Source organism: Paracoccaceae bacterium Fryx2 (genome assembly GCA_032334235.1).
GTDB lineage: Bacteria > Pseudomonadota > Alphaproteobacteria > Rhodobacterales > Rhodobacteraceae > JAVSGI01.
Genome location: JAVSGI010000003.1, coordinates 1,320,612 through 1,333,707 on the forward strand (window position 1 = coordinate 1,320,612; position 13,096 = coordinate 1,333,707).

Below are 13,096 nucleotides of genomic sequence, written 5' to 3' on the forward strand. Positions count from 1 at the left end.
ACCGCCTGCAGGTCCGTCCCGACGCGGAGAAAACCCATCAGACGCGCTATAGCGCGCACCATGTCCTCGGGTGGCATTTCGCCGCTCTCAGACGCGATCAGACGGGCGGCGGCCGCAATTTCCATCGGAGGCAGCGCTGTTGCCCTCAGCAGCGTACCACTTTCGGCTGATCGGTCTCGCACTGGCGGATTTTCGGCTTGCGGGCCGGTCAGCCAAAAAATCACCAATCGGTCGGATGCCGTCCGGGGCCTGGCGCATTGCATGTTTCAGCGCTGCCAGCGTCGCATCCGTGATACGGCTCCCTGTCCGGGCTTTGCCAAACGCTGCGGACACACGCCGGGCAACCTCATCGCTGTGGACCGGACCCTCAATCTCCACAATCCGCGACACAAGACCCGCCAGTTGATGAATCGGCGCCTCGTGCGGCTCGACCGCGCTTTGCAGCCGGATATCCGCGCGCTGATAGGCGGGCACCGTCAGGCGAATATCGTCGATGACAATCGGTGCTGTCTCAGGCTCTTCGATCTTGCCCCCCACAACCTCGCGCCCGATGTTTGCCCCTCTGACCTTGATCCCCTGCCCCGCGGCCTGCCGTGCAGTCTCCAGCGCCGCGGCAAGACGGCGGATTTCACTGTCACGCCGGTGGAACCAGTCCGTGCTCCAGATCCGGTGGAACTGCCAGCCGAGGTTTTCAAGGATGTCCTGCCGCAATCGATCACGCTCACGCGCCCAGAGGGCAGAATGATAGGTGGCGCCGTCACACTCGATAGCCGCGATGTACTGGCCGGGCCTCTCAGGGTGGCGGATTCCAAGGTCGATCCGAAATCCTGCACTGCCGACCTGCGCGTCAGCCTCATAGCCAAGTGAGCGGATTACTTCGGCCACGTCCTCTTCGAACGGGCTGTCGGCATCAAGACCGGTTGGCAGGCGCTCGTCAATGATGCCGGTCTTTGCGAAATCGAGAAAGCGTTTCAGCACGCGTGGGCCATCGCGGAGTGTGCGCGAAGGGTCGATATCGCCGGGATCGAACGAGGCAAACACCTCGCATCTCACTCGGGCGCGACTAAACAGCACGTTGAGCCTGCGCTCACCTCCTTCGCCGTTTACAGGGCCAAATGTCATGCTGGACAGTCGGCCATTGGCCTCATGCGGGCCGTAGCCCACGGAAATTAGGATGACATCGCGTTCATCGCCCTGCACGTTTTCGATATTCTTGACGAACACGTCCTCGTGCTGGCCTTCGCGCAGGAACGCATCCAGCACGGAATCCTGACGGCGGCCATGTTCCAGCACCTCGGTCAACATATCGGCCTGGGCTTTGGAAAAGGCCACGACCCCAAGCGACAAATCGGGCCAGTCCCGCGCGTGGCGAGCCATCGCGGCGACAATTTCATGCGCCTCGATCTTGTTGGTGCCAGCACGGCCACCGCCCTTGCTCGCACTAGAATAGACGCCCGGCACCCTACGAAACTTCAAGCCGTAGTTGTCATCCAGTTCGAGCGGCGACGGCGGCAGCACCAAATTATTGCCGTAGAATTCGGCGTTCGACACCCGGATCAGTGATGGATCGCGCGAGCGATAGTGCCATTCCAGCATCCGTTGCCGCAACCCGCGCGCCTCGCACAAGGTCAGGATACTTTCCATATCGGCGGCCGACGCGGCTACGGGCGCGTCCGCATCCTCGGCATCATTATCGTCCACATCATCAACCAGCCGATCGAAGAACGACGTCGGTGGAAGCTGTTTCTGATCGCCCACAACTACGATCTGCCGCGAACGGGCCACAACGCCCAGCGCGTCTTCAGGTCGGATCTGGCTCGCCTCATCGATGACCAGCAGATCAAAGGTGACAGACCCCGGCGGCAGGAATTGTGCCACGGAAATCGGGCTCATCAACATCACGGGCTTGATGCGCTGCACCATGGAGCCCGCATTCTTCATCACCCAACGAATGGATTTATGGCCACGCTTGCGGGCAATTTCGCCCCGGATGACGGCCATCTCGCCCATATGGCCTTTGGGCATCTGCTCAAAATGCCGTGCGAGCACAAGGGATTGCGCATCTTTCAGGCGGTCGCGTTCAAGACCCCGAAACACCTCCACCAGATCGTGACGGTTCAGTGTGGCCAGTTCGTTCAGGTCCGGGCGGACCTTGCGGGCCAGTCGCCAGCGCGCCTCAGCACAAGCGTAGGTGAATTCGGTCTGGGCCTGCGCCGCATCCAGCCTGCCTTCGGCGACGGCATCGACGATGGCTTCGGCCCCGCCCTTGACCAATGTTCCGATGCAAAGACTAAGCGCCGTCCAGTCAGCGTAACGCGCAAGACTGCCTCGCATTTGTTCCAGCCGAAAAACGATCTGCGGCAAATGCACGGACGCCAGAGTTTCACCCAAGCCCGCCTGCGCCAGATCGAGGCCTAGCCGCGCTATGGGCACCCCCAGCCGGGTTTCTGCCTCCTGCCGGTCTCGTGCAAGCGCCGCCGCCTGTGCATCGGGATCGGGCACTGCACCCATTGCCGAACTCAAGGCAGCGGGCGATGTGAACACCCCTGCACGCCGCACGGCAGCCAGCCAAGCCGCGGCGGTCTGCGCTTCGTCAAAGCGGGTCCGTTCGCCACGCCACGCTTCACCCAGCACGGTTTGCAACCAGCCCTCCTCATCGGCGAGGCTGCGACGTTTGCGATGCACATCGGCCAGCTGATCGACCAGAGCAAGGCGTATCGCAGGGGCTTTTGGCAGGGGCGTTTTCAACAGGCTGGCGAGTTCAGCACTGACACGCCGATACGGGCCGAACAAACGCGCGAAGTACGACGCTTGCCCACGCAGGATGCCTGATCGCAGCGGGGCAGGATCAACTGACCATGCCGCATCAGTGAAATCCGTTTCGGCGGACCGGCGCGCATTTGCCCAGCTGGCACCGCTGGCCAGCGCCTCAGTCAGGCGGGGTTCCGTAGCGCGGTCAAACAGCTGAGTTATCTGGGCGGCACCGGTGGCCGGTGCAGCACCGAGCGCCGCAAGCGCCTCGCCAAGTGCGGCGATGGCACCCAGGGATTCTGGAATGGAAAGACCAAGGGCCGCGGCCAGTTGGGCCGCTTTTCCCGCAACTCGCGCTGAAGCGGCAAGCGCTACGTCCAGTTCCTGACCAAGGCGCGCAAGATCAGTCGGCTGAAGGTCCAGCACCGTCACCCCGGCGAAAGGGTGATCCGCAGGTTCGCCCACAGCGGCAAGGGCCGCGACGAAACGGTCGATCCCCGCCCGCGTGTCGACGCGCGCGTCAGAGCCGAGCAGTTCGAGCCCTTCCAGTGGGATCGCAGGCGGCGACACATTCCGGCCAATGAAACGGGTGATTTCTGACATAGCCTGAAACGGTGTCTCGGTGCCCGGTGCGATCGGCAAGTGCAACAAATCGGAAATGCGGTTCAAATCATCGCGCGTGCGGCGCAGACGGGCCGTATCGCTTACAGGTGGCAGCGGGCGGGTGCTGGCCATCAGGGTGCGGCCCAGCTCCTGCGCCAGCGCCTTCTTGTTGGCACCGCGCGAATGCAGTTCCAGACAGATGTCGCGCAACCCGGTCTTGACCAGCCGGTCATGCACCACCGACAGCGCTGCCATCTTTTCGGCGACGAACAGCACTGTCTTGCCGTCATGCGCTGCGGCGGCAATCAGGTTTGTGATGGTTTGCGATTTGCCAGTTCCGGGCGGCCCCTGCACAACAAGGCTGGACCCGCGCCGGACCTCTTCGATTACTTTGGTCTGGGAGGCGTCGGCATCGATCACCTGAATGATTTCGGCCGGGTCAAGCAGGGTATCCAGTCGGTCCTCTGGGCCAAAGATCGAGGGCTCATGTGCGAAACCTTCGGACAGCAGCCCACGCACCAGCTCATTCTCCGCCACGCCACCTTCGGGCCATGTCTCCGGATCAAGATCTCGGTGCATCAACAGTTTGGCGAAAGAAAAGAACCCCAACTGCATTCCATCGGCGTCAATCGACCAACCCGGCTTGGCTGCAATCACTTCGCGGACCTGCGCAAAATAGTGGGCTGGGGTCCATTCTTCCGCTTCGCCGATATCAGGCAAGATCAGGCCGAAATCCTGCTTCAGCCGTTCCTGAAGCGGCAGGTTGGTCGAAAGGTCATCGTCGCGGCAGCGGATATCATAGGTTGAGGTGCGTTCATTGCGGATCAGTTCCACCGGCAGCAGGATCAGCGGTGCCTCGCGGTTGATCTGCGATGAACTGTCCTCGCGCCAGACCAGAAAACCCAGCGCCAGATACAGAATGTTGATGCCCTGCTCTTCTTCTGCGGTGCGGGCATCCACGGCAAGGCGCAGCAGACGCCGTTGCAACGCGTTCGGGCCCAGCAGCGTTTCCAGATATTGGTCGGTCTGGCGTTCAGCACCAGTGGGCTGATCAACAATCGCCAGATCAAACAACGCATCCTGATCCTCGGCGTCGCGGTCCTTGCCCATGGCCTTGAATCGCATCCGACGTGTGCCACCCAGCAATTGCGCGTAAACATCATCTGATCGCTCATTGATCACGTTCAGGCAGTTTGCCCGCTGATTGGCGCGGTTGACGTGGATCAGACGGTTGCGCGTGCCGGTTTCCAAAAGCTTGCGCCGCGCCGCTTCCAAAACCGAAGTTACGTAGCGGCCAGTATCCGAGGAAGTCATTCCCATACAGTCGTTGCCTTCCTTTAATCCATTGTCGAAAATAGGTTTTCGTTCTTTTTTGTCATCGCCCGGATTTCAGGCAATACTAAGGCGTGAAAGTAGGTGGGATGGGCTGTCTTGCACAATCGCGATCCGATTGCTGTTCCAGCGCGACAGCCATTTGAACCAGTCTGGACCTGCCTCTTTGCCATCACGCCGTCAGCGCCCCTGTTTCGGCAGATCACGCTGCGGCAGCCCGGCGTCACGGACCAGCAACACGATTTGCTGATCCTGCGGACGTCTTGCCGAGGGATCGGTATCCAATCCCAACCGCTTCAGCGCATAATAGAGCATAGCCCTGCGAACATGGATTGTTAGCCGACCATCGATCATCCCATAATCCAGGGCGATAGCGGCTCTTTGCGGTGGTGAAAGCTCGGGATGCGGGCCGATTTCAAGAGCCGTGATCTCTGACCAATCCGCGTCCGAAGCTTGATCCACGCCGCCTGCCCTGATGGCTCGCGTGTCAAGCATGCGCGACAACACAAAATCCTTGAAGCATTCGTCGACTTCGCACCACGCCCTTGCATGCCAGCGAAAACCATCAAAGGCCAAAGCATGCGGCGCCATCCACCGCCACATCGGTTCGGGGCGCGAAAACGATTGATAACGCACTTCCAGCGCCTGTTTGCGCCCGATTGCCTCGACTACAGCACGCAGGATTTCTGCATCCACACCGCGCACAGGAACGGGGGTGGCATCATGTGCCGGTGGCGCTGACAGCCAGCTATCGGCTTGCGCAATCAACCCGGCGCTGACCGCCCGCAAAGACGAAAGATACCGGTTGGCATCGGGTTTGAAAAAGCGAGGCGTGAAGTCCGGTGCACGCTCGTAGCTGCGGACACGAACATTATAGACCATGTTGCCCGGGGCAAGGTCCGAATACTTTGTCAGGTCACCAGAGGCCTGATTGACCGAGACCTGAAACGTTTCGATCAGGTCGGACCGGTTCACTTGCCCCTGCCAGAACAGCCGGAACTCGATGAATTCAAGGCGCTGCTCGACACTCCAGCGCAGTTCGCCGACTTCCTTCGCCACCAAAGCCTCCTCCAGCATAGCAGATGGTGTATAACCAGTAACTAGACAGGGTAGATATTTTGTCGCACGATGGCAAGATCGAATCGGTTCAGCCGTGTTTGGCAGTCCGAGGCAACGGTGTCAGGTCACGTTAGCGGAACAGGAAGGTTGAGCGCATGAAAATTGACCCGATCCTGACGGCCCACCCTGTCACCGGTGCTGTGCGGCACATCACGGCAGATCTGCTAGGCGCAACCTATCTAGCCCCTCGCACGCCCACCTTCGACCTGACGGTGGCGTTGCAGCAGGGCCCGTCACCGTGGCGCGACAGCTTCACCGCCGCACCCGCAGAAACTGCACTGGCAATTGAGCGCGGGATCGTCTCGCTTGCCCGAGCGACCAAAACACTTTCGCCAGAGGCGATCGAGATGCGCGATTTGCCGGACGGCCGCGCGCGACGGCATCTGTCGGCGCTGGGCGATCTTTGGCGGCAGATAGGTGACGCCCTGCCGGATGATCTGGGGGTCTTGGCGCATGTGTTGCACTCGGAATCAGACCAAGCCGTCGAAGCCTTGCCCGTGCTTAATCCAACGGCTTGCGCTTTTTCCGATCCGGCGGAAGTCGCGCTGATCGAGAGGCTTGTGGCACATCACGGATCGGCCCCACCGGAAGCGCGCGCTGCTTGGCAAAGCAGCAGAGTTTCCCCGCACGCCAATGCGACCGGTGCCTTGGGGCACCTTCAGGCGAACTTGACCAGCAACTCCGCGCCCTTTGACCCTGACAGCAGTATAGCCGTTTTTGGCCTGCGCGATCCCATCGAGGAGGCCGCCTTTGCCGCGGCCCGCACCCGGCAGTTGTTGGACAGCAGGGTCATTTCCTCGCCACAAGAAGTTGGCCTGCTGATCCCGGACGACGCCATCTATCTGGAACAACTTGCACAATCGTTCGACGCTCTTGGACTGCCACTGGCGGGTCTTCCCGTCGAACCCGCAACGCGTGACCATGTCGGTGAACTGTTGACTGCGGCCTTGGCAATTCTGCGTGGTCCAGCCCCCAGAACCGCGCTTGCAAGTCTTTTCACCTCGCCCTTGGCGCCCTGGAGCGCAGATCAAGGCGCGTTGATGGCCAGAGAGACAATGGAAAACGGCCGGTCGCGCAGTGCAAAGAGCCTTGAGGGGATTTCTGCAGATCTGGTCGATACTCTGCGTCCAGTCGCAACGACGGCACGCATGATGGCACGTTTACAGGCGATTGCATCGACTCTGCCGGACCCGGAGGCCAGACGCGATTTCCAGTCGCGGGTCGCCCTGATCGGGGCAGGCCAGAACGATGAGGCTCCCGAATGGACATTAGCCTTGCGCAAAGCGGCAGCACGCCCGAACGCAAGCTCAGGGTCGGACCGCTTTGTCGAAGGAGTCAGCCTTTTCACCGAAAGCGCTTTGCCATGGCGCCCAGTGCGGCAATTGATCGTGCTGGGCATGGCGGGCCGCGCCTGGCCGCGCTCGGCGCCAGCAAACCCGCTGTTCACCGACAGCGAAATAGCACAGATCAAAGAGCATACCGGTCTGACGATGCGGACCCGCGCCGATGTGCTGAACCGCAGGCTGGAATTGTTCCGCCGCCAGCTTTGTGCCGCCAGTGACGGCGCCACCCTGCTGGTGCCCGCCCGGGATGCTGCAGGAAAGTCGCTTGCGCCTGCCACTGTGCTCGCCCTGATCGGACGGGCACTGAAGGCGGCAAAGCCGGAGGATTTGGTGACAGACCTGCGCGCCATGCCCTCTGCGGCATGGCCGGTTGCGCATCGACTGACCGCGCGGCTAATGGGGGGCGGCGCGCCTGAAGTCCCCGACACCGGAATCTTGCGGATTGGCACCGATCTGTTGCGGATCAGGCGCGAAGACGATGGGCGAGGCAAGCCGCAATCACCTTCCCGGTTGGAGACGTTGATCGTCAGCCCACTCGCCTGGGTTCTGGAGGAATTGGGCGCAAGAGACCGAACCTGGACACCTGAAGGTCTTGACGTGCTGGTCCTTGGCAGCATCGTGCATGAAGTGCTGGAAATCCTGTTTCCGAAAGCCGCGCCCATTCCTGACATGGCACAGATCGAGGCATGGGCCGATGCGGCACTGGACACAGCCATTGGTATCCACGCCCCATTCTTGTCAGCAACGGACTGGGCGGCGGAACGCGCAAGCCTGGCCCGTGAAGTGAGGCGTGTGGCACTAAGTTGGGCGCGGTTCCTAACCGCCAATGGGGCCGAGATCCTGGACAACGAGTTCCAGCTAGCGGGCGATCAGCGCGGTCTTCGCATTGCCGGGCGTGCCGATACGCTGCTGCGGCTGGCTGATGGGCGGATTGTGATCGTCGATCACAAACGGTCCGCCTCAAAGGGGCGGCGCGACCGTATGGAAAAGGGCTGGGACCTACAGGTAGCTCTTTACCGGGCGATGATGGAACGGCCCGAAGTGGATACCGAACTGACCCGGCTTGTGACGGCTGGAGTCAGCCCCGTGACTGCGTACCACCTGACCAATGACGGCACTATCCTGACCGGGCCTGCAGGCGCAGGCATTCCCGGAGCGCAGGCGGTTGTGTCAGACATCGCAGAACATGCGCTTGACCACCTTAACCAGACCATTGCCGCAGTCGGCGCGGGCGATATTGTGTTGAACCGCAGCGGCGATTCGAAACACATCCGAAAAGACCGGGGCATCACGCCTTACGCGCTGGAGAACAATAGCTTTCTGGCAGCCTTCACCTTGAGCGACCTTGCCGAGGAGCCGGACGATGACGAATGATCTGACCCTGGTGCCCGCCGGTGCGGGATCGGGCAAGACCCACAGGATCGAACAGGAACTGGCCGGGCTGGTGGAGCGCGGCCAAGTCGGTGCAAGCCGCATTCTGGCAGTCACCTTCACCGAAAGCGCCGCCGCCGAACTACGTGGTCGTATCCGGGGCGAGTTGATGAAGCGCGGCCGGATCGAGGATGCGCTGGCGATCGACCGCGCCTATGTCGGCACCATCCATGCGCTGGGCCAACGCCTGTTGACCGAACACACCTTCGCCGCAGGGCGCAATCCAGATGCCCGTCTGGTCACCGAGGCCGAGCGTGACCTTCTGATCCGACGCGAAGTTGGCCGGTCTGCCGCCCTACTGCCGATCATCTCGGACCTTGAGCGGTTTGGCTATGCCTGGGACCGCGTCAGTGGTGACAGCGCAGAGGACAGTTTTCGCAAGGCGGTGCTGAAGACTACTGATCTTTTGCGCGGGCTTGGCAATCGGGCCATGGACCCCGACATCGCGGCCGGGGCGCTGGACTTCATCCGCCAGACTTATGGCGTTTGCGACAACGATGGAACGGCATTGGAAACATCTCTGCGGCGGGCCTGTGGTGAATTGTTAAGCGCATTCCCCAACTGCATTGCGACGCCGGATATGGCAAACGCGGCGCGCGATGCGTTCTGGTCGGATTTCCGCAACCTGCGCGATGCGGCGCATAAACCCGACGAGTTGGCCCGCAACTGGCCGCTTTGGCAAAAACTGCGTGGGCTGCGCATGACCAAGCGCGGTTGCCCAACCCCATCTGGCTATGACGACCGTGCGCAGGCCGTGATGACCGCCGCAGACGGGTTGTTGCGCCATCCGGGGCCACTGCAGGATGCCCTGACCCATCTTACGGCGCTGGTGCAGGGAGTTCAGGGTGCAATGGCCGCCTATGCCGGGGCCAAGCGGCAGGCAGGTCTAATCGACTATGCCGACATGATCGCCGACACCGAAGCTCTCTTGCGCAGCCAGCCCGATATCCTGGCCTCTGTCGTGGCGGAAATCGACTGTGTGGTGATCGACGAGTTTCAGGATACCAACCCGGTGCAATTCGCCCTTCTGTGGCGGCTGGCTCAAGCAGCGCCGCGCGCATTGATCGTTGGTGACACCAAACAGGCGATCATGGATTTTCAGGGCGCCGACCCACGCCTCGCTGCGGCGCTGGAGGCCAAATTTCCCGCCTGCGTCCAGCCGCAGGACCGAAACTGGCGCAGCGATCCTCGGATCATGGCCTTCATCAATGCCATAGGCCCTAGGCTGTTCCCGGGTGCCTATACGCCCCTCGCCCCGACGCGCGCCGAGACTGGCGTAACGGCGCTGGAGGCGATATCTCGCCCGAGTTCATGGACCGACAAGAAAGATCACACTGCTGATTGTGCCGCCGACCGGATCGCAGCAATCTTGTCGGACGCTGAGCAGGTCGTCTGCCCGGTTGAAAAGACGCGTCGTGCCGCAAGACCTGCCGATATCGCGGTTCTTTGCTACACTCGGGCGCAGGGTGCCAAAGTGGCCGATGCCTTACGCAAACGCGGGCTGCCTGCCCGTATTCAAAGCGAAGGATGGCTTGAGGCACCCGCCACCTCCGTCGCTCGCGCGGCAATCGCACTTGTGGCTGATCCCGACGACCGGCTAGCCGCCCTCGGCCTTGTCACGCGTGGTCCAGCGCGGATGCCTCTGGCGCAGGCATTGCGCGCGACAATTGACACCACCCTGGATGCCCATTCTGACCTTGAACGCCTGGCTGAAATCTCAGCGCTGGTGCGGGATCTGCCGGTTGGTGATCTGGTGCCTCGCATCATCGCCGCCGCCCGCCTGCGTGATTGGGCCAAAGGGCTGGCGGCACCCGAACAGGCGCTGGCCGACCTTGCACGGCTGGAGGCAGAGGCCCGCGTCTTTGACCAACTGCCCGATGAACTGAAATCCGCGGCAGGCTTCTTCGGATCTGGCCCGCAGGTTTTTCTGGGCTGGCTTGCTGCCCAGACCGAGCGGGATTTCGACCGCCATCCCGACCCCGCCGGTTGGTCCGCGCCGGGGGTCGAAGTCGTGACATGGCACGCGGCAAAGGGACGCGAATGGCCGATCACGGTGGTTCTGGGCCTCGATCAGAAGATCGTGGAACGCCCCAACACCTTGCGTGCAGATTTCTCAGATTTCGATGACCTGAGCCACGTGCTTGAAAAAGCGGGCCTGCACTGGACACCGAATTTAGCCGCCCCCGAAAAGCAACTACCGTTTCAAGAGGCGCGACAGGCGGCCGATGAGGCTTCCGCGGCCCGCCTGATGTATGTGGCCCTGACCCGCGCGCGCGACCGCCTGATCCTGATGGTGCCTCCTCCGCCCTCAAAACCTAAGGACCGGCCCGAACGGATGATCGACCTGCTGCGTGATCGCACCGGGCTAACCTTAGCCATGGATGGAACTGGCCTGAAGGCCTGCGATTCCGTATTTCCGGCACGCATCACCGCGCTGGGCCGGGAGTGGGTCGAGCCGCCGATGATCGCAGAACCAGTCGACCCAGTTGCCAGCTTTGGCATGCTCAAGCCGCATGCCGGTGGCGGCAGGACACCATGGCGGCAAAGCCCGTCCACACTTGTCGCGGCTTTGGACGGCCCCGCGCCGCACCTCCAACACGCGGATCTGGGCCCCAGAATTGGTGTCGCGCGCGATGGCATTGGTTTGGCTACCGATCGGGGCACCGCCTGGCACCTCGCGTTCCGCGTGCTATCCGAACGACCAGAGATGACAGCGCGACTGTCCACCGCCAGCGGGCTCGACCCGGCGACGCTGGACGCCATTGCAGCGCAATCAAGCGCAATGCGCGATTGGCTTGCGGCACAGGGATACACCCGACTGCACCATGAGCTTCCCCTGCAGATCACTGCACTGGATGGCTCACAAATCAACGGCGTCATCGATTGCCTGGCAGAAGGGCCGGAGGGTTACGCCATCATCGACCATAAATCCGGACCCTGCCCGGACCCTGACACCCGTTTCGCAACCTATCTTCCACAATTGCGAGCCTATGCCGCCGCGGTCGAACACTGCATGCCGGGCAAACCCGTGCGGCTGCTTGCAATCAACTGGATGAACGAAGGCCGTATCTCCAGCCACCGCATTTCCGAACCTGAAAGCGTCACATGAGGCGAACAACCTATCGCCGCCCTGCGTTTTCGCGGTGGAGATCCAACCCACCAACCGATACCCGCCGAGACCGTGAACTTCGACCCCCTGCTATTGTTTGGCTGACCTGACGGGTCGCGGCCGACGCCGCTTTCATCACGGCCATCCGACTTATCGATTAACAAAGACAGGCTAATCCGAATGCGCATTATTCACACCGCCGACTGGCACATCGGTCAAACCCTGAATGGCTGGAACCGTGAGGCGGAACATCGTGCCTTTCTGGGTAATCTGGGCCAGTTGATCGCTGACCATCAGGTGGATGTGCTGCTGGTGGCGGGCGATGTGTTCGATGGGATCAACCCGTCGGGTGATGCCCAGCGCCTGCTTTACGGCGCGCTGGCGGACTTCCTGCGCCAAAGGCCCGGCCTTACAGTGGTGATGATTGCCGGAAACCACGACCCTGCCGGGCGGCTGGAGGCACCCGGCGCGGTGCTGCGCGCGCTTGGCGTGCATGTCGTGGGCACGATGCAACGCCAAACCGGCGGGGTCGACATGGACCGCCACCTGATCCCGCTGCGGGATGCGGCAGGTGTGACGCGCGCGCATGTGCTGGCCATTCCGTTTCTGCGTGCTTCTGATCTGCCGGGCTTGACCCTTGGGGCGACGGGCGGCACTGAATCGGCCATCGTGACTGCCACTCGAGCCCTGCACGCGCAGATGACCGATGCCGCAATTGCTTGTGCCGGTGGCGTGCCGGTCATCGCGATGGGGCATTTGACCTGTGCGGGCGGGCTGGAATCCGAAGGGGCAGAGCGGCGCATCCTGATCGGCGGCGAACATGCCGTGCCGCCCGATATCTATCCGCCGGGGCTGTGTTATGTGGCGCTTGGCCATTTGCACCGCCCGCAAAGCCTTGATGGCGGTCGTGTAAGGTATTCCGGCTCTCCCTTCCCGCTTTCGGCGACCGAAATTCCTTATGATCACGGGGTGACGCTGATCGACCTTTCACCGGGTGGGATGACCATCACGCATCTCCCGATGGCACGCCCTGTCGATGTGCTGCGCCTGCCTTCTGCGGGCGCGCTGACCCCGGCCGAACTGGACGCTGCGCTTGTCGCCCTGTCACTGGATGCAGGGCTTGCACCGGATCTGCAGCCCTTCGTCCATGCCGTGATCCGCGCCGAACATGCCGTACCGGTGGTTCTGGCCGAAGTTGAGGCGGTGTTGGCCCGCCATCCCGTGCGGCTTGCCGATATTCACCTTAGTCGGCCCGAGACCACGACAATCAACGAGCCTCCTCCGACAACGCTGGCGGAAACCTCGCCCGAGGTTCTCTTCCTTGCCGCTTTCCGTGATACGCATGGAATAGACCCAGATGGCCGCCATCTTGCAGCCTTCCGTGATACTTTGGCCGAGGTCTGACCCG

General features: G+C 62.0%; 5 protein-coding genes. 3 read left to right on the top strand and 2 right to left on the bottom strand.

Features of this window, described 5'->3' with window-relative positions:
• Window positions 1–87: 87 nt before the first annotated feature.
• Window positions 88–4,674 (bottom strand): DUF3320 domain-containing protein, encoded by a 4,587-nt coding sequence (locus RNZ50_07530; GenBank protein MDT8854869.1) that lies wholly within the window; start codon window positions 4,672–4,674, stop codon window positions 88–90.
• A 192-nt stretch (window positions 4,675–4,866) separates the two neighbouring features.
• A complete protein-coding gene (locus RNZ50_07535) occupies window positions 4,867–5,745 on the bottom strand; it encodes a WYL domain-containing protein (protein ID MDT8854870.1) in 879 nt (292 codons plus the stop codon).
• A gap of 155 nt (window positions 5,746–5,900) precedes the next feature.
• Between RNZ50_07535 and RNZ50_07540 the strand changes: the two genes are divergently transcribed.
• From RNZ50_07540 to RNZ50_07550, 3 genes are all read left to right on the top strand, one after another.
• A complete protein-coding gene (locus RNZ50_07540; protein ID MDT8854871.1) occupies window positions 5,901–8,522 on the top strand; it encodes a PD-(D/E)XK nuclease family protein in 2,622 nt (873 codons plus the stop codon).
• Window positions 8,512–11,688: a UvrD-helicase domain-containing protein gene (locus RNZ50_07545; GenBank protein ID MDT8854872.1), complete on the top strand. Its 3,177-nt coding sequence runs from the start codon at window positions 8,512–8,514 to the stop codon at window positions 11,686–11,688. The genes RNZ50_07540 and RNZ50_07545 overlap by 11 nt, the downstream gene beginning before the upstream one ends.
• 180 nt (window positions 11,689–11,868) lie before the next feature.
• Window positions 11,869–13,092 carry an exonuclease SbcCD subunit D gene (locus RNZ50_07550; protein ID MDT8854873.1) on the top strand — a complete coding sequence of 408 codons (1,224 nt, stop codon included), beginning with the start codon at window positions 11,869–11,871 and terminating at the stop codon, window positions 13,090–13,092.
• Window positions 13,093–13,096 lie beyond the last annotated feature (4 nt).

What these genes read in the sequence shown, in the direction of transcription:
- RNZ50_07540 (MDT8854871.1), top strand. Translation starts at nt 5,901, where the DNA reads ATGAAAATTGACCCGATCCTGACGGCCCACCCTGTCACCGGTGCTGTG.
- RNZ50_07545 (MDT8854872.1), top strand. Translation starts at nt 8,512, where the DNA reads ATGACGAATGATCTGACCCTGGTGCCCGCCGGTGCGGGATCGGGCAAG.
- RNZ50_07530 (MDT8854869.1), bottom strand. Translation starts at nt 4,674, where the DNA reads ATGGGAATGACTTCCTCGGATACTGGCCGCTACGTAACTTCGGTTTTG.
- RNZ50_07550 (MDT8854873.1), top strand. Translation starts at nt 11,869, where the DNA reads ATGCGCATTATTCACACCGCCGACTGGCACATCGGTCAAACCCTGAAT.